We start from the raw sequence: 17,935 nt of genomic DNA on the forward strand, positions 1-17,935 counted from the left end.
GGCGTTGTTGTGGTCTTGTCGTAGCCCGGATGCAATCCGGGGATAGGGCGCGAGAGGAGTCCCGGATCGCATCCGGGCTAGGGTTGTTCATGGCAGCTTCACCCGAGCGAAATTGTTCGACCCCAGCGGGCTCAGCACGAAGCCCTCGACGCCCTTGCGCAGGGCGGCGAACTGCTTGGGGTGGGCCAGGGCGATCCAGGGCGCCTGCTTATGGAAGATCGCCAGGGCCTGGCGATACAGCGCGGCGCGTTTTTCCTGCTCGGGCTCGCGGCGCGCCTGGGTGATCAGCGCGTCGAAGGCCCTGTCGCACCAACCCGCCTGATTCTCGCCGCTTTCGGCGGCGGCGCAGGACAGGTTGGGGGTGAGGAAGTTGTCCGGGTCGCCGTTGTCGCCGGCCCAGCCCATGAACACCAGGTCGTGCTCGCCGTTCTTGGCGCGCTTGATCAGCTCGCCCCACTCGAACACGCGGATGTCGCTGCGGATGCCGATGGCGGCGAGATCGGCCTGCAGCATCTGCGCGCCGATGCCCGGGTTGGGGTTGGTCGGCCCGCCACCGGGGCGGGTCCAGATCGACAGGGAAAAGCCGTCGGCGTGACCAGCCTCGGCCAGCAGGGCCTTGGCCCGTTCAACGTCATGCGGCCAGTCCGCGAGCTCGGGGTCATGGCCCCAGAGCGTCGCCGGGTAGGGCGCCACGGCCGGGGTGGCGTTGCCTTCGCCGTACTGCGCGCGGATATAGGCAGCCTTGTCGAACGCCAGATTCAGCGCCTGGCGCACGCGCACGTCGTCCAGCGGCGGGTGACGGGTGTTGATGCCGATATAGGCGGTCAGCAGCGAATCCAGTTCCAGCACCTGCAGTCTGGCGTCGGCCTTGAGCGCCGGGATGTCCACCGGGCGCGGGTAGAGGGCGATCTGGCAGTCGCCGGCCTTGAGCCGCTGCTGGCGCACGTTGGGTTCGGGGGTGATGGCCAGCACCAGGCGCTCGATCGCTGGCGCGCCATCCCAGTACTCCGGGTTGCCGCGAAAGCGCACCTGGGCGTCCTTGGCATAGCGCTCGAAGACGAAGGGGCCGGTGCCGATCGGCTGACTGTTGAGCCGTTCGGGCTTGTTCGTTGCGAGCAGATGCTCGGCGTATTCGGCCGAATAGATCGAGGCGAAGCCCATGGCCAGGTTGGCCAGGAAGGGCGCCTCCGGATGCCTGAGGACGAAGCGCACCCGATGTTCGTCGAGCTTGTCGATGCGCTCGATCAGCTTTGCCAGGCCCATGGCCTCGGCATAGGGGAAACCGCGCAGCGACAGCTTGTGCCAGGGATGATTCGGATCGAGCTGGCGCTGGAAGCTCCACAGCACGTCGTCGGCATTGAACGCGCGCGTGGGCGTGAAGTCGTTGTTGGCGTGAAATTTCACCCCCTGGCGCAGGGTGAAGCTGTAGCTCAGGCCGTCGGCGGAGATTTCCCAGCTTTCTGCCAGCGCCGGCACCAGCTCGGTGCTGCCGGGGGCGAAGGCCACCAGACGCTCGAACAGGGTCTCGGCCGTGGCATCGGCGGTGGTCGCGGCGGTGTACTGGACGATATCGAAACCTTCCGTGCTGGCTTCGCTGCACACCACCAGATTATTCGCCGCCTGGACCTGTGCGCACAGCAAAGCGGCCAGCAGCAGGCCGCCGCGCTTAAAGGGCATGGAAGACATGTGAACTCCTGATCCGGGTAGAAGCGGCGCACCCGCAGGCGCGCCGCCTGCCATCACTGGGCGATACCTACACCATAGAAGGAGTTGAGCGCGAAGGGGCTGATGCGGAAGTCCTGCACCTCCTTGCGCATCGGCTGGTACACGGTGGAGTGCGCCAGCGGGGTGATCGGCACCTCACGCTTGAGGATCACCTGCGCCTGCCGGTACAGCTCGGTACGCTCGGCCTGGTCGGTGGTGCGCTTGGCGGCCTTGACCAGCTTGTCGTAGTCCTCGAAGCACCACTTGGAGAAGTTGTTGCCGTCGACCGCGTCGCAGCCGTAGAGGGTACCGAGCCAGTTGTCCGGGTCGCCGTTGTCGCCGCTCCAGCCGATCAGCATGGCGTCGTGTTCGCCGGCCTTGGCGCGCTTGAGGTACTCGCCCCACTCGTAGCTGACGATGCGCGCCTGGATGCCGATCTTGGCCCAGTCGGCCTGCAGCATCTCGGCGATCAGCTTGGCGTTGGGGTTGTACGGGCGCTGCACCGGCATGGCCCACAGGGTGATCTCGGTGCCTTCCTCGACGCCGGCGGCCTTGAGCAGCGCCTTGGCCTTTTCCGGGTCGAAGGCCGGGTCCTTGATGGTCTCGTTATAGGACCACTGGGTCGGCGGCATGCCGTTGACTGCCAGCTGGCCGGCGTTCTGGTACACCGCGTCGAGGATCGCCTGCTTGTTCACCGCCATGTCCAGCGCCTGGCGCACCTCCAGCTTGTCGAACGGCGGGTGGGTGACGTTGTAGGCGATATAGCCGACGTTGAAACCGGCCTGTTCGGGCATCTGCAGCTTGGCGTCCTGCTGCAGCGAGGCGATGTCGGCCGGGCGCGGGAACAGGGTCACGTGGCATTCGCCGGCCTTGAGCTTCTGCATGCGCACCGAGGCGTCGGTGTTGATGGCGAAGATCAGGTTGTCGATCTTCACGTCCTCGGGCTTCCAGTAGTCCTGGTTGCCCTTGTAGCGGATCACCGCGTCCTTCTGGTAGCGGCTGAACACGAAGGGGCCGGTGCCGATCGGCCTCTGGTTGATGTCGGCGGCCTTGCCGGCCTTGAGCAACTGGTCGGCGTACTCGGCGGACTGGATCGAGGCGAAGCTCATCGCCAGGTTCTGCACGAAGGCGGCGTCCACTTCGTTGAGGGTGAAGCGCACCGTCTGATCGTCCAGCTTTTCCAGCTTAGCGATATTGGCGTCCATGCCCATGTCGGTGAAGTAGGGGAACTCGGTGGGGTAGGCCTTGCGGAAGGGATGATCCTTGTCGAGCATGCGGCCGAAGGTGAAGAGCACGTCGTCGGCGTTGAATGCGCGGCTGGGCTTGAAGTACTCGGTGCTGTGGAACTTCACCCCGGGGCGCAGCTTGAAGGTGTAGACCAGACCGTCCTCGGACACCTCCCAGCTTTCGGCCAGGCCGGGCTCGACCTGGGTGCCGCCGCGCTCGAACTGGGTCAGACGGTTGAAGATGGTTTCCGCCGCGGCGTCGAAATCGGTGCCGGTGGTGTACAGGCCCGGGTCGAAACCGGCGGGGCTGCCTTCGGAGCAGAACACCAGGTTGGCGGCGCTGGCGAGGGGGGCGCTGGCGATCAGCCCAGCGGTAAGCAAAGCCTGGATAACGGCGTTCTTGCGCATCATGACCTCATCGTTGTTGTGGTTGTGATCCTTGAGGAGCCTCTTGTGGAGGCCACCGCCGAAACTATGCAGCCCTTGTGCCCGAGGCAAGCGCGATGTCGCACAGCAAATGGTTAGCGCTACAGCGCTGTAACTTGCTGTCGCATTTATGAAAATTTTGCAGGGAAAAGATGGCGAAACGCCGTTATCTGACGATAACGGCGTGGCCTTGTTGCGGGGCGTGGTCAGGGCATCTGCACTTCGATGACGCCGTCGGCGCTGACCGTGACCTGGCTGGTGCCGGCCTCGATTTCCGGGGTGGGCGCCGCTTCCATCATCGCCATGCCCTTGGCCGCGTAGTGGCGCGGCATCGGCGGCTGGAAACCGCCGGTGTTGAGGTTGAGGCTGACCAGCTTGTAGCCCTTGCCACCGAGCGCCTCGGTGGCCAGCTGGGCGCGGGCCTTGAAGGCATTCACCGCGTCCTTGAGCATGGCGTCCTCGCGGGTCTTGCGGGTGTCGGTGGCGATGCTGAAGTCCATGCCGGCCATCTTCATCTGTTGCAGCAACTCGCCGGTCAGTGCCGACAGGCGGGCGAAGTCGGCGCTTTCCAGGCGCACTTCGGCGCGCTCGCGCCAGGCGGTGATCTTCTGGCCCTTGTCGTCATACACCGGGTAGCTGTGACGGCTGCCGAGCTTGACCGAGACGCCGCGCACCTGGCGCACCTGCTCCAGCGTCTGGTTGAGGGTGTTGGTGATCTCGGCGGCCAGCTTGGCCGGGTCGGCGTGCTGCGCTTCGGTATAGAGGGTGACGTGCATCAGGTCGTGGGCGACCTCCTGATTCACCTCGGCGCGCAGGGCGATCTGGTTGTAGCGCGCCTCCTCGGCCAGCAGGGCGGTGCTGGCCAGGCTGGCGGCGGTCAGGGCGAGGGCGGTGGCGATACGGGTCATGGTGCGCATGGGCGGTTCCTTGTCGATGGCCGATGGGCCGTTACGCGAGGGTAGACGAAGCAGAGTGACTGTTCGGGTTAATGGCGGTTCAACTTTTTTCTGTGCCGCGTCGGCACCGGGTCGTGCCGGCTCAATCGTCCAGCCAGGCGCCCTGGGTTTCACCGTGGCCGGTGTCACGGTCGTAGCGGTGTTCGCGCTCGATATGGCGTTGCAAGGTGGCGTGGGCGCGGGCATTGGCCTGCTGTTCCAGGGTCTTGCAGTCGGCTTGCTCCGGCAGCGCCAGTAGCGCCGTGTCGATGGCCTGCGCCGCCGCCTGGCCGATGCGGTAGTGGCCCAGTTCGTGTTCCTCGAGCGCCGCCAGGTAGCGGGCGAAGCGCTGTTGCTGCTGGGCGTCGCCGCCGTGCAGGCGCGGCAGGGTGATGCTGGCCTGCAGCTGGGTGCTGCTGCGTTCGATACGGCAGCGGCCATCGCGCGCCTCCCGCCACCAGAAGCGCCATTCCACCTGCCAGCGGGTGAAGCCGTGGTAGGTCTGGCTGTCCAGACGGATCGGCGAGGCGCTGTTCAGCGCCTGGCGCAGGCTGGCGTGCGTTTCGAGGTGGGCGTCGTAGTGGCGGTAGTCGAGCTGCTCGCGCACCTCGGCGTGCAGCGGCGCGGCCAGCAGCAGCGGCAGCAGGGCGCGCTTCATGACCGGCGCAGCCGTTCGCGGCCGCGGCTGAGGTCGGCCAGCAGTCGATCCAGCGCGTCCAGCTGGGCGGCGGGCACGGCCAGCTCGAGGCGGGCGCCGCTGGCGTCGAAGGCCTCGTTTTCCAGCAGGGCGTCGAACTCGCCCAGGCGCGCCTTGAACGGCGCCAGTTCGGCGAACTGCAGGTGGCAGTGGCAGGCCTGGCGCGGCACCAGCTCGCGGCGTTCGCCGCCCTGCAGGCACTTGGCCGCACTGCCGCCGTAGGCACGCGCCAGGCCGCCGGTGCCGAGCTGGATGCCGCCGTACCAGCGGATCACCAGCACCGCCACCTGGTCGCACGCCTGGCCTTCGATGGCGGCGAGAATCGGCCGGCCGGCGGTGCCGCCGGGTTCGCCGTCGTCGCTGAAGCGGTACTGCGCGCCGACCTTCCAGGCCCAGCAGTTGTGCGAGGCACCGGGGTCGCTGTGGGCAGCGATAAAGGCCTGCGCCTCGGCCGCGCTGGCGACCGGCGCGGCGAGGGCGTGAAAGCGGCTCTTGCGGATCTCCTCGCGGTACTCGCAGGGCGCGCTGAGGGTGAAGGCCATCAGGGCTTGGCGGGCGGCGTCAGGCCGCAGCCCTTGAGGATGATCTGGATCAGGTTGCCTGTGGCGGCTTCGAAGTCCTGCTTGGTCAGACGCGAGCGGCCGCTGACCCGGCAGATCTGCGAGGCGAAGTCGGCGTAGTGCTGGGTGCTGCTCCACAGCAGGAAGATCAGGTGCACCGGGTCGACCGGATCCATCTTGCCGGCGGCGATCCAGGCCTCGAACACCGCGGCGCGGCCGCGGAACCAGTCCAGGTAGTTCTGGTTGAAGTACTGCGACAGGCAGTCGCCGCCGCTGATCACTTCCATGGCGAAGATCCGCGAGGCCTTCGGCTGGCGGCGGGAGAATTCCATCTTGGCGCGGATGTAGCGCGCCAGCGCCTCGGCCGGGTCGTCGTCGACGGTCAGGGTATTGAAGGTGCTGTCCCACAGTTCGAGGATGTTGCTCAGCACCGCCAGGTACAGGCCCAGTTTGTTGTTGAAGTAGTAGTGCAGGTTGGCCTTGGGCAGGCCGACGTTCTGCGCGATGGTGTTCATGCTGGTGCCCTTGAAGCCGTGGCGGGCGAACTCCTCTTCGGCGGCTTGGATTATGGCTTCTTCGTTCTTCTGGCGGATGCGCCCGGCGGGCTTGCCGCTGGCGCTATGGGCGGGGACTTCGAAGGTCATGGGCGATTCCGAACTGATCTGGGAGCACAGCGAGTGCACAGATACCCCAGCGTCGCCCGGGTGACAAGCGCAAGTCGCGGAAAAGTGGCGGGAAATGCCGCGAATCCGGGGTGTGCACCAAGGCTGTGCGGCGCTGTCCCCAGCACGCCCCATGGCCGCCCTCGCTACAGATCCCGCCGATAACGCCCGGCCTCGCGCAGGGCCTGCACCTGCTCGCGGCCGAGCCGAGCCGATCCAGTGCCGTTGGCGCAGGGTGCCGATTCGATAACCCCGGCCGTGCGGCCGGGGTTGGGACGGTGCCGGGTCAGAACTCGAGCACGGCCGACAGCCACAGGCGACGGCCCTCTTCGAGGGTGCCGGTGGTGGATTGGGCGATCTGCGTGTAGTAGGAGGCCCAGCCGCTGGCGCCGGTATTGGTGGTGTAGCTCTCGCCGTCGAGGAAGTCCTTGTCGAACAGGTTGTAGAGGGTGGCGTTGAGGGTGAGGTTCTGCGACGCCTTGAACGAGCCGCCGAGGTGGAACAGCTCGTAGGCCTTGAGGTCGCCGACCTGATCCTGCAGCGCCTGGTTGGCGGCCGTCAGGTTGGCGTAGCGCTGGTTGAAGCGCGCCCGCTCGCCGCGGTACTCGCCCTTGAACCACAGGCTCAGGCGCTCGGTTGCATGCCAGTTGAGGCTGGCGTTGAGCATGTGCTGCGGCGTGTTGGTCAGCGGTGCACCCTTGTCGGCGCCGCTGCTCTGCTCGCTGTCGGTGTAGGTGTAGTTGCCGGCCAGGGTCCAGCCCGGGGCGAACTGCCAGCGGCTGGCCAGTTCCACGCCCCGGGTCTTGGCTTCGCCGATGTTGACGCTCTGCGCGAAGCTTTCCTGCAGGAAGCTGCTGCCCAGGCTGATGCAGCCCGGCTGGTTCGCGGCGCCGGGGAAGTTGCAGTTGGCGATCGGCGCGCCGTCGTCGATCTTGTCCTTGAACTTGGTGTGGAACAGCGTGGCATTGGCGCTGAAGCCGGCGAGGTTGTCGTAGTAGGCGCCGAACTCGGTGTTGGTGGTGGTTTCCGGGTCGAGGTCCGGGCTGCCGATGGTGATGGTGCGGCCCTGGGCGGTGACGCCGTTGATGCCGTCGTGCAGCTGGTTGAGGCTCGGCGTCTTGTAGCCCTTGCTCACGCCGCCCTTGAGCGTCCAGTTGTCGTTGGTGTTCCACACCAGGTAGGCGCGCGGGCTGAAGTGGCCGCCGAAGGCTTCGTGATCCTCGTAACGGCCGCCCAGGGTCAGGGCCAGATCGTGGCGCAGGCGCCACTCGTCCTCGACGAACAGCGCCCAGGAGGTCTGCTGGAAGTCTTCGTCGGCGATGCCGTCCTCGACCTTGGCGTCCCAGTACTGGCCGCCGAGGGTGACGATGTGCGACTCGCCCACTGGCGCCACCAGTTTGCTGTCGAACACCAGGTCGGTGGACTTCAGCAGGCGGTCGTCGCCGCCGACGATGGCCGGGTAGCCCGTGTAGGGCACGCCGACGGTACCGGGAATGGTGCGCCCCAGGGTCTCGGTGGTGTTGTGGGTCAGGCTGCTGTCGAGGGTGCCGATACCGAAACGGCCGGTGTGCGACAGGGCGAACTGGTCGCGCTGGAAACGCAGTTCGTCCCGGTAGCCGTTGGCGAGGGTCGGCTGGTCGACGCTGCAGCCGCCGATGGCGTTGCCGCCGCTCTTGCCGTCCAGGGTGCCGAGCTGGCAGTCGTCGTTGTCGTAGACTTGGCGGCCGCGCTCGAAGTCCAGGGCGAAATCGTGGTTGTCCTGCGGGGTGAAGGTCAGGCGGCCGCCGAGGTTGTAGTTGCGGCCCTCCACCGGCGCTGCGCCGCGCTTGCTGACGGTGCTGTCGTCGTCGAACTCGAGGTCGGACTCGCCGCGGTCGTACAGGCTGCCGCGTACCTGCAGGCCGAGCAGGTTGTCGATCAATGGGCCGCTGGCATAGAAGCTGGTGTTGCTGGTGTCGCCGAAGTCGCGGTTTTCCTGGAAGGTGTGATCCAGGGTCAGGCTGCCGCCCCAGGCCTTGCCCACCTTGCGGGTGATGATGTTGATCACCCCGCCCATGGCGTCGGAACCGTACAGGGTCGACATCGGCCCGCGGATCACCTCGATGCGCTCGATGGCCGACAGCGGCGGCATGAAGCTGGTGGCGGTCTCGTTGAAGCCGTTGGGGGTGACGTTGCCGGCGGCGTTCTGCCGACGGCCGTCGATCAGGATCAGGCTGTAGTCGCTCGGCAGGCCGCGGATGCTGATGTTCAGCCCGCCGGTCTTGCCGGTGCCCTGGCCGATGTCGACGCCTTCGACGTCCTCCAGGGCCTCGGCCAGGTTGCTGTAGCGCTTTTGCTGCAGCTCCTCGCGGCCGATCACGCTGATGCTGGCCGGCGCGTCGGTGATCTTCTGCTCGAAGCCGGCGGCGGTGACCACCACGTCGCCGAGGGCGACCGGCTCGCTGGCCTGGGCGCCGAGGCTGGTGACGAGGGCAATGGCGCTGGCCAAGGCGCTGCGGGAACTGAGGGCGGACATCGATCTACTCCTGGCGGTGTAAGGATTGGAGGCGAGACGGTCGAGATGATAGTGATTTGCATATAAGGTTCAATCGCGAATGAGTTTCAGCGGCGTAAGCAACTTCTGCAGGGCGCGTGGCGACTGGGCTGGGAGTGGGTTGTAAATTTTGTAAATGCGACTGTTTCTCGACTGAGCCGCCGGCCTTTGCGAATCGCCCGGCGCGCCTTAAGCTGCCGGCATGAACCGCATCCTTCTCAACTGCGACATGGGCGAGGGCTTCGGCGCCTGGCGCATGGGCGACGACGCGCTGGCCATGCCGCTGATCGACCAGGCCAACCTGGCCTGCGGCTTTCACGCCGGCGACCCGCTGATCATGGCGCGCAGCGTGGCGCTGGCGGTCGAGCACGGCGTGCGCATCGGCGCTCATCCGTCCTACCCCGACCTGCAGGGCTTCGGCCGCCGCCATCTGCAGTGCTCGCCGGAGGAAGTCCACGCCCTGGTGCTGTACCAGATCGGCGCGCTGGACGCCTTCTGCCGCGCCGCCGGCGGCCAGCTGGCCTACGTCAAGCCGCACGGTGCGCTGTACAACGACCTGGTGCGCGACGATGCCCTGCTCGCCGCGGTGCTCGATGCCTGCGCCAGCTACCGCAAGGGCCTGCCGCTGATGGTGCTGGCCCTGGCCGACAACCAGCGTGAGTTGTGTCTGGCCGACGAGGCCGACGTACCGCTGATGTTCGAGGCCTTCGCCGACCGCGCCTACCTGGCCGACGGCCAGCTGGCGCCGCGCCGGCTCAGCGGCGCGGTGCACCAGGACCCCGAACGCATCCTCGCCCAGGCCCTGGCCATCGCCCGCGGCCAGGCCTTCCCCGACCTCGACGGCAAACCGCTGCGCCTGCGCGCCGACAGCCTCTGCGTGCACGGCGACAACCCCGAGTCGCTGGCCGTGCTGCGACGCCTGCGGGCGCAGCTGGACGCACTCTGAGGGCGCGGTCCCGGCATTTTCCGCGCTGCCCGGTCGGGCAACTGGTCAGCGCATGCGCGGCGGGAGTCGGCATCTGCCTCGCGCTGTGAGAGGATGGCTCCTGCAAGCCCCGCCCCAGGCCAAAAAGGACCCGTGATCCACGCCGATGAAGACGCCCAAACGTATTGAACCCCTGGTCGAAGACGGCCTGGTGGACGAAGTGCTGCGCCCGCTGATGAGCGGCAAGGAAGCAGCGGTCTATGTGGTGCGCTGTGGCGACGAGCTGCGCTGCGCCAAGGTCTACAAGGAAGCCAACAAACGCAGTTTTCGCCAGGCCGCCGAGTATCAGGAGGGCCGCAAGGTGCGCGGTAGCCGCCAGGCGCGGGCCATGGCCAAGGGCAGCAAGTACGGGCGCAAGGAGCAGGAGCAGGCCTGGCAGAACGCCGAGGTGGCGGCCCTGTTCCACCTGGCCAGCGCTGGCGTGCGGGTGCCCAAGCCCTACGACTTTCTCGACGGCGTGCTGCTGATGGAGCTGGTCAGCGACGGCCAGGGCGACGTGGCGCCGCGGCTCAACGACGTCGAGCTGCACCCGGACGACGCCCGCGAGTTCCACGCCTTCATGATCCAGGAAATCGTCAAGATGCTCTGCGCCGGCCTGGTGCATGGCGACCTGTCGGAATTCAATGTGCTGCTCGGTCCCGACGGCCCGGTGATCATCGACCTGCCGCAGGCAGTGGACGCCGCCGCCAACAACCATGCCTTCAGCATGCTCGAACGCGACGTGCGCAACATGGCCGAGTACTTCGGCCAATTCGCCCCCGAGCTGAAATACACCAAGTACGCCAAGGAAATGTGGGCGCTCTACGAGGCGGGCAAACTGCAGCCGCACAGCCAGCTGACCGGTGAATTCGCCGAAGCCGAAGACGCCGCCGATATCGACGCGGTGATGCGCGAGATCAAGGCCGCCCTGGCCGAAGAGGCACGGCGCCAGGCCTTGCTCAATGCCGAAGACGCGCCCAAGGACGCCGAACCGACGCCACCCTGGATGCGCTGACTCGGCGGACGCCTAAACCCGCAGGGTGCGCCATGCGCGCCGACGCTTGTGGGACTGCATGAAATCCGGGGTTGACGCTCGCATCTCCCGGATTGCAGGGCTATGCCCCCAACGCCTGGATATGCCGTCCGTAGGGTTCGCCGCGCGCGAGCCTCTGGTGCGCACGACCTGGGCAGCCCCGCGACACCCTAGTCGCTGTGTACCCCACGCCGCGTCGTTAGCGCTGAGGGTGCGACGAACATCCCGGCGCGGCGCAACCCACGCCCTCTTCCAGCCCCTGCAGAATCGGACAATCCGGCCGGCTATCGCCCTGGCAGCTGTTCGCCAGCTCCACCAGCGTATCGCGCAGCGCGCTCATCTCGGCGATCTTGCGCGAAAGTGTGGCGATATGTCCCTCGGCCAGCGCCTTCACATCGGCGCTGGCGCGACTCTTGTCCTGCCACAGCGCCAGTAGCCGGCCCACTTCCTCCAGGGAAAACCCCAGATCCCGCGCCCGCTTGATAAAGGCCAGGCGGTGCAGGTCGTTGGCGCTGTACTGCCGATAGCCGCTCTCCGTACGCCCGGCCCGCGGCAGCAGGTCGATGGACTCGTAGTAGCGGATCATCTTGGCGCTGAGGCCGGTGTGCTTGGCGGCTTGGCCGATGTTCATGCTTGGAGCCTCGTCGTGAGTACATTGCGCCAGGATAGCGCTGCGGCGATCAAATCAGGCCCTGTTCTCGCTCCAGATCCACCAGCCGACTAGCCGGGCCGTCGGCACGCAGGCGCTCACGAATCATCTGCGGCCATTGGCTGCGCGAGCGGCGCTTGGCGATGGCGTAGGTGAAGTTTTGCAGGGCGTTGAGCGGAGCGAGGACGATGCCGCCGAGCAACAACAAGAAGTCGGAAGCGCTGAGGAAGTTGCGACCGCCGTTAGCCTTGTACTGTTCCTTGATGTCACGCCATTGCAGGCGCGTCCAATGTCCTCGGCGTTTGCGTACTGCCAGCAGGCTCTGAATGGACTCAGGCGAGTCGCTGGAATTGCCGTGCTCGTCGAACCAGGGGCCGTTGTCCATATAGGCGCGCAGGTATTCCCAGAAGCCCAATTGCATTTCCAGACTCTTGCCAATGGGCGAGCCGAGGTTGAGCAGCACCTGTTCCTCGGGGTGGCCGAAGCGATGCAGGAGAACTTCGAGCGCCGCATGGCGCATGCCGGCGGTATAGGGGCCAACGGTGCCGTAGGCGTAGGCGGCTGCCGCGACGTCATCCCAGGGTGTGTGGTAAAGCTCGTCGTCCTGCTCGAAATACAGCTCGCGGCTGCGTCGGTTGAGCAGGATGGGGAGAGGCATGGGGCGAAGGACTTCCCAGATAAAAGGAATTACAAAAAAGGCCAATGCAAGTAGGAGGGTGTTTAGCGCTTGCTCAGGACGATGATCCAGGAAGAGAGCAAGAGCGAAAATAGCCCAAAAAGTACCAGCCACTCCCCCTAGCGCCCCAGTCCACATTCCTCTATCCGCACTATCGCCATGCTCGATGGCTAGGTAGTACTCGGTCTGCTCCTCGACTTCGGGCATGCATATCAGCGGTGCGCCGGTGGGCTGATTGGCCTGAAGCAGATGGCTGTCCGGCACCTGGGCCAGGCGTTGGGCGAAGGGGTGATTGGTGGTGGCGGTCATGGCTTAGCTCAGGTCGATATCGATGGGCGGCAGGTAGAGCCCTTCGATGGGTTGATAGGTCAAGCTGCCGCGAATGGCCGTAAGATCCTCGACGTGCTCGTGATAGGCGCGGCGCAGGCGGACGCTGCCATCGGCTTCCGGCGCCACGCGAGTGCCGATATCCAGGTCGAAGGGAATGGGATCGTCCTCGCCCCAGACCAGCGGCACGCAGCGTTTGGCCGAGCCGAGCAGGCCAGTCGAGCGCTTCCACTCCTCGTGCCCGTCGAAGCTGACCATGCCCTGACGGTATTCGCGCTGGCCGGGCAGGCGCAGTACCAGGCGCAGTTCATTGACCACGCCACTCGGCCCCATATCGTTCCAGCGCTCCAGGGCAAGGTTTACCGGCAATACGATCTGGTAGAAGGCGCGCATGGTGGCTGCGAAGTCGCCGGACCAATCCGCCGGGCGGATGCCGAAGCGGGTCTGCTTGATCCACTGTTCCAGCGGGGTGTCCTCGGTATAGATCAGCGAGATCAGCCCGATAAAGAGGGTGACGGTCAGCCCGACCAGGCTCAGGCGCAGCGGCAGCGATAGCACGCGGATGCCGGTGGCCAGGGCCTCCGCCTCGCCGGCCAGTGCCGCGGCGCGAGCGATACGCATGGCGCGCATGGCCTGCAGCGATATGCGGGCATAGCCCAGGTTGGCGCCGACCAGGCCGGTGCTGACCACGGCCGTGTCCAGATCCCCCGTGCGGAAGGCCTCCAGCGCATGCCAGCCGAAATAGAACACATCGATACCGGCGGTAATGGCCTGCAACAGCATGGCCGCGGAGCCTAAACCCAGTGCACGCGCCAGGTATTCTCTGGCCTTTGGATCGAGATGGCTGGCCTGGGCCACATACCGCTCCCAGCGGATATCGGCCAGTTGCTGCAGTACTGCGGTTGAGGCAGTTGCCGTTGCCATGATTGCACTTGTTGCGGAAACAACGTTCTTGGATGACATGTCCGCCCAAGCTTGCTTTCCAGCCTCCGCCACATTCCAAGCAGCCACCAACACAATCAGCGTCTTTAGCGGCGCCTCGTCCAGCAGTTCGGCGACATTGCGCGGCAGTTCCAGCTTGGCCGCATCGCCGCTCAGCGGGGGCAGCACCGGCGTCGGTTTGTTGGGCATGGCGCGTGGCACCTCACTGCCATAGCCCGGCTGGGAATGAGGGGGCGCGGATTGCGGGGCGGGTACCAGGCGAAGATGTGCAATGGCGTCCTCAACCTGGGTCGCCGTCGGGCTTTTGTTGGGCGCCGCGCCAGGGGGTGTGCGAGCGGTGCGCGCCTGCTCGCGCTCGATCTGCTCGATGCGTTTGCCGATGCTGCGCCGCTGCCCCTTGTTATGGGCCTGGCCCATCTGCTCGCTGAGCCAGCGCAGGGCATCGACGGGCCGCAGTTTCTCTACCTCCATGCGTTGCCGGCTACGCACCAGCATGGCGACCATCAGGTTGTAGGCCAGCGGGTGAACCTGCTCGGCCAGGGTGCGCAGCCGGCCGGCGAGAATGGGCGACACCGCCGCGAACAAGGGTTCGCCACCGCCTACCGGTGCCAGCCCCTGCAGACCATCCGCCCCGTGATTCAGGGCCAGGCTCAGGGCCGTTGCGCGAGCCAGGCGAGCCGCAGCCGCGCTCGCGTCGGTCGCGACTTCAGACACGCCTTCCGGAATATTCAGCAACTGTTTCAGCTCGCCCGGGCGAGGCTTCTGCAACAGGCCGAGAATTGCCCATAGCAGCCAAGGCTGGCCTTTGACACGCTCGGGGTCGAGGGCTTCTTCGATGGCCAGGACGCCGGGCGGCGTGGCCGCAGGGCCGAGGCAGGCAGCGGCGAAGCTGGCCTCGAGCATGTCGCGCTGATCGAGTTGGGTGATATCGAAGTGTTCGCAGGCCGTTTCCAGGTCAGCGGGCGTGCTGCCGCCCAGGGTCGCGAACCAGGCCGCCCAGAGTTCGGCCAGGCGGCGCCTGTCCGCGTCCAGGGTTTCCTGCTCGCGCTCCTGTTCCTGCAGCACACGTTGCAGGCTCGGCACATCGACCATTGTGGCCAAGCGGTCGCGGATGTCCTTGTCGCCGTCGCTGACGGACTTGACCACGGCGGCAATGGACCACTCATCGGCCCGGTGCCTGTTCAGTTTGTCGAAGGCCTGGTTGCGCGTGCGCAGTAGGGCGGCGAGGTCGAACAGCACGCCCCAGGGGTCGTCCAGCAGCGCGAAGTGTTGTTGTTCGCAGCGCCGCATGCGTTTCAGCGGCGGTTCTTCCAGCAGCCAGTACTTGGATTCGCGGGCACAGCTCCAGCGGTAATTTTCCGGTTTCACATCGCCGATCTGCGGGTGCAAGGTCTGGACCATCCCGCTGAAGGGGGCTGCGCCGGGAACCAGCGGACGCATTAGGCGTTGGCGTGTCTCGGCCTTTTGCTCGGCTGCGGCGAAGGTATCCGCGCTCCACTCGACGGGCGACCAGGCCAGAGCTGCCGGCGCACCAGCTTCCAGCAGGAGGTAGGCCATGGCGCTGTTATCCCGGGCACGGCCACCCCGCGCGGTAGGGGTGAGCATGGAGGCCTCGACCCGGTATTCGCTCAGTTCCTGCAGGCTGTCTTCCCAGACGTAGAGCCAGCCATCGCGCAGCATGCGCGGCACATAACCGAGCGGGCGCTCCTGCAGTTGGGGATGATCCGGCCCCAGGTCGGGGAACAGCCCCCGGATTTCGGGCAAGCCCAGGGCTGAGGCATCCAGGCCGGATGGAGTGCGCGGATCGATAGGGCCGATGGCGTAGCGAAGGGGCAGCACCGCCGCTAGCAACGGGCAGGCAGCAGGTTGCAGGCGGTCGGGTCGAGTTGCGGGTTGGTTCATGTGGTTGCTTCCTGCAAAGTGGTCTCGCTGTGCGCCAGTGCTTCCAGCAGCGGCCAGTCCAGAGTGATTTGCGCATCCAGGGTATCGCTGGCGACGGTCTCGTCCTGTTCGGGAGAAGGGTTGCGCCAGGCCAGCAAGGGTGCCTCGCCATCGTGCAGCCAAATCTCATGCACGCCATGCCAGAACCCCGAAGGCCATTGGGAATTTTTCCGCCAGGCATTGAGCAGGGGCCGGCCATCGGCCAGACGCAACCAGAACTCTCTGCCGTCTGGGGAGAAGATGCGTAGACGGCGCCGCAGGGTGTCGCGTAGATCATGCAGGGCGAAATTGCTTTTCAGCCATACGGCGTGCCGCAATTCGGGGACGCCCTGACACCAGGCGTTACGCAGGGCACTGCCGCCATCCGCCTCTAGCAGAATGGGTCCTATATCCGCGAGGGAGGCGTAGGCTGTGTCCAGCAAGAGTGGGCGGGCGCCGTGTTCGGGGAAGGTCTGGCAGAGCCAGGCCAGTGCCCGCTTGTGCGATGCCCCATCGAATAGCAGAAAGCCAGCGTCGGTCATTTCGCCTCCCTGGCCTGCTTGGCCGCCTCACAGACTTCGCAGATGCCGCTGGTGGCTTGTAGGAAAACACGGCGCTGCTTGGCCAGGGCCTCCAGGGACATTCCAGCCCTGTCCGCATCGGCCGGCTTCACCGGCCCCGGCAGGATGGGCTTGGCGCCCGAGCCTTTACCCGATCCGCCCCCCGAATTCATCTTGATCGTCGCCCCGCTCAGCGTCACCCCACTGGGGTCGAGTTTGAGGAAACTGCCGCCGCCGGCGGCGGTGAGTTCCATGCCGGCGTCGATCACCAGCTTGCTGCCGGCGTTGTAGTGAATCTCGTTGCCGGCTTCGATGAATAGGCCGGTGCCGATCTTGTTGTGCTGGGTGGCGGCGACGGTGAGGTGGTCGTTGGCGCGCACTTCCACCTTGCGCTCGAGGTCGGTGGCGCGGTGTTCCTCGGCACGCATCTCGCTGTAGCTGTTGGCCTCCACCGTGTCGTGGCGTTCATTGCCGACGCGGATCTTCTGGTCGTGCTCGATGTTTTCGTCCCAGTCGCGCTGGGCGTGGATGTAGATCTGCTCGGCGCCCTGGCGGTCTTCGATGCGAAATTCGTTGTAGCCGCCACCGCCCGGGCTGCTCAGGGTCTTGAAGACGCTGCGGGTCTTGTTCGCCGGCAGGTCGTAGGGCACCAGGTGCTCGGCGTGGTATAGGCAGCCGGTGATCAGCGGCTGGTCGGGGTCGCCTTCGAGGAAGGTGACCAGCACCTCCATGCCCACCCGCGGGATGGCGACGCCGCCGTAGGCCTTGCCGGCCCAGTTGGAGGCCACGCGCAGCCAGCAGCTGGTGGTGTCGTCACCCTGGCCTTCGCGGTCCCAGTGGAACTGCACCTTCACCCGGCCGTACTGGTCGCAGTGGATTTCCTCGCCAGCCGGGCCGGTGACCACGGCGGTCTGGCTACCCAGTACCTTGGGTTTGCGATGTTCGAGCGCGGGGCGGTAGGGGATGTCCCAGGGGGTGGCGGTAAAGCGGTTGCGATAGCCCTGCTGGAAGCCATCACCGGCTTGGGTGTTGCTGGTGACTGATTCTTCCAGCACCTGCGGTTGCTTGCCCTCGTGGATCACCTCGACCAGCAGCCAGAGGTCGTTCCACGGTTCGCGTGGATGATCCGCCAGGGCGAGGAAGTGGCCGCTGCACAGGTAGGCATCGCTCTTGCCTTCGGCCAGCTCGTAGTCGCTGCGCAGGCGTTCCAGGCTGCGTTTGGCCAGGTGTTTGCCCCGCGTACGGTCGGTAAAGCGACCGGGGTAATCGTAGACCTCCAGCGCCGGGGCGAATTCGCTGCGGTAGTCCGCGTCCATCTGCAGCTTGGGCTGCTCGAAGTCGTAGTCGCGCCAACTGGCCTGGGTGCTACGGGTTTCCAGGCGCACGCCGAAGGCGCGCACCACCTCGTGGTCGGCGGCCAGGCCGCTGTCCTGCTGGTAACTCAGCGGCGCGAGCTTGGGGAATACGCTGGCGTCGTCGCCGAAGACCAGGCGGTGGCCGGTTTCGCCGTGCTGGAAGTGGAAGCTGATGCCTTCCTCCTCGCACAGGCGCTGGATGAAGTGCAGGTCGGATTCGTCGTACTGCACGCAGTAGTCGCGCTCGGGGTAGAGGTAGCCGAGCTGGAACTGGTAGGCATCGCTGTGGATGCCGTGCTCTTCGAGGATCTGGCCGACGATCTGCGGCACCGTGAGGTGCTGGAAGATGCGCTGGTTGTGGCGGTGCGCCAGGTAGGCCAGTTGCGGGCGCAGGCCGATGCGGTAGCGGGTCAGGCGCTTGCCCGAGTCGCCCTGTTCGATGCTGTAGATCACCCCGTGCACGCCCTTGCCGGAGGGGCCGAAGGCCAGGTAGGCGGTCTGGTTGATCAGCGCATCGAGGTCGAGGTCGGCGCGTTGGCTGACCAGCTCGATGTCGAAACGGTAGGGCTTGTTGAGCGCCTCGCGGCCCTCGAAGCTCAGCACCTGCAGGTCGTTGTCGACGGCGGGAATGGTGAGGGTGATATGCGCCTGGTTGGCATCCAGCATGCCGTGGCCTCCATCCTTGAGTTGGGCGAGGGCTGAAGGGTGCCGGACGCCGGGCAGCGGTTCAATGATGGCATTCCCATACTATGCGCCGGGTCATGAA

14 protein-coding genes are annotated in these 17,935 nt (G+C 66.2%); 2 read left to right on the top strand and 12 right to left on the bottom strand.

From position 1 onward, the window contains the following. Positions 1-87: 87 nt before the first annotated feature. The 7 genes from EA796_RS07615 to EA796_RS07645 form a co-directional block, all read right to left on the bottom strand. The gene (locus tag EA796_RS07615; protein WP_122108189.1) at positions 88-1,686 is read right to left on the bottom strand and encodes an ABC transporter substrate-binding protein; all 1,599 of its coding nucleotides are present in this window, start codon (positions 1,684-1,686) and stop codon (positions 88-90) included. 53 nt (positions 1,687-1,739) lie between these two features. Continuing rightward, positions 1,740-3,338: an ABC transporter substrate-binding protein gene (locus EA796_RS07620; RefSeq protein ID WP_122108349.1), complete on the bottom strand. Its 1,599-nt coding sequence runs from the start codon at positions 3,336-3,338 to the stop codon at positions 1,740-1,742. 224 nt (positions 3,339-3,562) lie between these two features. Further along, a complete protein-coding gene (locus EA796_RS07625) occupies positions 3,563-4,273 on the bottom strand; it encodes an SIMPL domain-containing protein (protein WP_122108190.1) in 711 nt (236 codons plus the stop codon). Positions 4,274-4,394: 121 nt separating this feature from the next. Continuing rightward, positions 4,395-4,949 carry a DUF922 domain-containing protein gene (locus EA796_RS07630; RefSeq protein WP_122108191.1) on the bottom strand — a complete coding sequence of 185 codons (555 nt, stop codon included), beginning with the start codon at positions 4,947-4,949 and terminating at the stop codon, positions 4,395-4,397. Continuing rightward, positions 4,946-5,530 carry a YigZ family protein gene (locus EA796_RS07635; RefSeq protein WP_122108192.1) on the bottom strand — a complete coding sequence of 195 codons (585 nt, stop codon included), beginning with the start codon at positions 5,528-5,530 and terminating at the stop codon, positions 4,946-4,948. Before EA796_RS07635 ends, EA796_RS07630 begins: the two co-directional genes overlap by 4 nt. Continuing rightward, positions 5,530-6,192 (bottom strand): TetR/AcrR family transcriptional regulator, encoded by a 663-nt coding sequence (locus tag EA796_RS07640; RefSeq protein ID WP_021446338.1) that lies wholly within the window; start codon positions 6,190-6,192, stop codon positions 5,530-5,532. The genes EA796_RS07635 and EA796_RS07640 overlap by 1 nt, the downstream gene beginning before the upstream one ends. A 304-nt stretch (positions 6,193-6,496) precedes the next feature. After that, a complete protein-coding gene (locus tag EA796_RS07645; protein ID WP_122108193.1) occupies positions 6,497-8,725 on the bottom strand; it encodes a TonB-dependent receptor domain-containing protein in 2,229 nt (742 codons plus the stop codon). A 220-nt stretch (positions 8,726-8,945) separates the two neighbouring features. Here EA796_RS07645 and EA796_RS07650 point away from each other — a divergent pair, with 220 nt between their 5' ends. Both EA796_RS07650 and EA796_RS07655 read left to right on the top strand, forming a co-directional pair. Then, positions 8,946-9,689, top strand: a complete 744-nt coding sequence (locus EA796_RS07650) for a 5-oxoprolinase subunit PxpA (RefSeq protein ID WP_021446336.1) — start codon at positions 8,946-8,948, stop codon at positions 9,687-9,689. Positions 9,690-9,834: 145 nt separating this feature from the next. Next, complete coding sequence (locus tag EA796_RS07655; protein WP_122108194.1) at positions 9,835-10,722, top strand: PA4780 family RIO1-like protein kinase; 888 nt, start codon at positions 9,835-9,837, stop codon at positions 10,720-10,722. Between the two features lie 217 nt (positions 10,723-10,939). Here EA796_RS07655 and cueR read toward each other — a convergent pair whose 3' ends face one another. The 5 genes from cueR to EA796_RS07680 are packed head-to-tail and all read right to left on the bottom strand — an operon-like array spanning position 10,940 to position 17,835. Continuing rightward, positions 10,940-11,371 carry a Cu(I)-responsive transcriptional regulator gene (cueR, locus tag EA796_RS07660; protein WP_122108195.1) on the bottom strand — a complete coding sequence of 144 codons (432 nt, stop codon included), beginning with the start codon at positions 11,369-11,371 and terminating at the stop codon, positions 10,940-10,942. A gap of 49 nt (positions 11,372-11,420) precedes the next feature. Further along, positions 11,421-12,374, bottom strand: a complete 954-nt coding sequence (locus EA796_RS07665) for a hypothetical protein (protein WP_256679189.1) — start codon at positions 12,372-12,374, stop codon at positions 11,421-11,423. Between the two features lie 3 nt (positions 12,375-12,377). Next, the gene (locus tag EA796_RS07670; RefSeq protein WP_147459040.1) at positions 12,378-15,236 is read right to left on the bottom strand and encodes a toxin VasX; all 2,859 of its coding nucleotides are present in this window, start codon (positions 15,234-15,236) and stop codon (positions 12,378-12,380) included. Further along, positions 15,233-15,796 carry a DUF4123 domain-containing protein gene (locus EA796_RS07675; protein ID WP_122108198.1) on the bottom strand — a complete coding sequence of 188 codons (564 nt, stop codon included), beginning with the start codon at positions 15,794-15,796 and terminating at the stop codon, positions 15,233-15,235. Before EA796_RS07675 ends, EA796_RS07670 begins: the two co-directional genes overlap by 4 nt. After that, entirely contained in the window at positions 15,793-17,835 is a 2,043-nt protein-coding gene (locus EA796_RS07680) for a type VI secretion system tip protein VgrG (RefSeq protein WP_122108199.1), read from the bottom strand. The genes EA796_RS07675 and EA796_RS07680 overlap by 4 nt, the downstream gene beginning before the upstream one ends. Positions 17,836-17,935: the final 100 nt, after the last annotated feature.

The organism is Pseudomonas sp. AOB-7 (assembly GCF_003696305.1).
Lineage (GTDB): Bacteria > Pseudomonadota > Gammaproteobacteria > Pseudomonadales > Pseudomonadaceae > Aquipseudomonas.

Bases quoted from the DNA above. Each gene is read 5' to 3' on its own strand.
- EA796_RS07645 (WP_122108193.1), bottom strand. From the start codon at position 8,725: ATGTCCGCCCTCAGTTCCCGCAGCGCCTTGGCCAGCGCCATTGCCCTC.
- EA796_RS07650 (WP_021446336.1), top strand. From the start codon at position 8,946: ATGAACCGCATCCTTCTCAACTGCGACATGGGCGAGGGCTTCGGCGCC.
- EA796_RS07635 (WP_122108192.1), bottom strand. From the start codon at position 5,530: ATGGCCTTCACCCTCAGCGCGCCCTGCGAGTACCGCGAGGAGATCCGC.
- EA796_RS07615 (WP_122108189.1), bottom strand. From the start codon at position 1,686: ATGTCTTCCATGCCCTTTAAGCGCGGCGGCCTGCTGCTGGCCGCTTTG.
- EA796_RS07680 (WP_122108199.1), bottom strand. From the start codon at position 17,835: ATGCTGGATGCCAACCAGGCGCATATCACCCTCACCATTCCCGCCGTC.
- EA796_RS07640 (WP_021446338.1), bottom strand. From the start codon at position 6,192: ATGACCTTCGAAGTCCCCGCCCATAGCGCCAGCGGCAAGCCCGCCGGG.
- EA796_RS07655 (WP_122108194.1), top strand. From the start codon at position 9,835: ATGAAGACGCCCAAACGTATTGAACCCCTGGTCGAAGACGGCCTGGTG.
- EA796_RS07675 (WP_122108198.1), bottom strand. From the start codon at position 15,796: ATGACCGACGCTGGCTTTCTGCTATTCGATGGGGCATCGCACAAGCGG.
- EA796_RS07665 (WP_256679189.1), bottom strand. From the start codon at position 12,374: ATGACCGCCACCACCAATCACCCCTTCGCCCAACGCCTGGCCCAGGTG.
- EA796_RS07670 (WP_147459040.1), bottom strand. From the start codon at position 15,236: ATGAACCAACCCGCAACTCGACCCGACCGCCTGCAACCTGCTGCCTGC.
- EA796_RS07625 (WP_122108190.1), bottom strand. From the start codon at position 4,273: ATGCGCACCATGACCCGTATCGCCACCGCCCTCGCCCTGACCGCCGCC.
- EA796_RS07630 (WP_122108191.1), bottom strand. From the start codon at position 4,949: ATGAAGCGCGCCCTGCTGCCGCTGCTGCTGGCCGCGCCGCTGCACGCC.
- EA796_RS07620 (WP_122108349.1), bottom strand. From the start codon at position 3,338: ATGCGCAAGAACGCCGTTATCCAGGCTTTGCTTACCGCTGGGCTGATC.
- cueR (WP_122108195.1), bottom strand. From the start codon at position 11,371: ATGAACATCGGCCAAGCCGCCAAGCACACCGGCCTCAGCGCCAAGATG.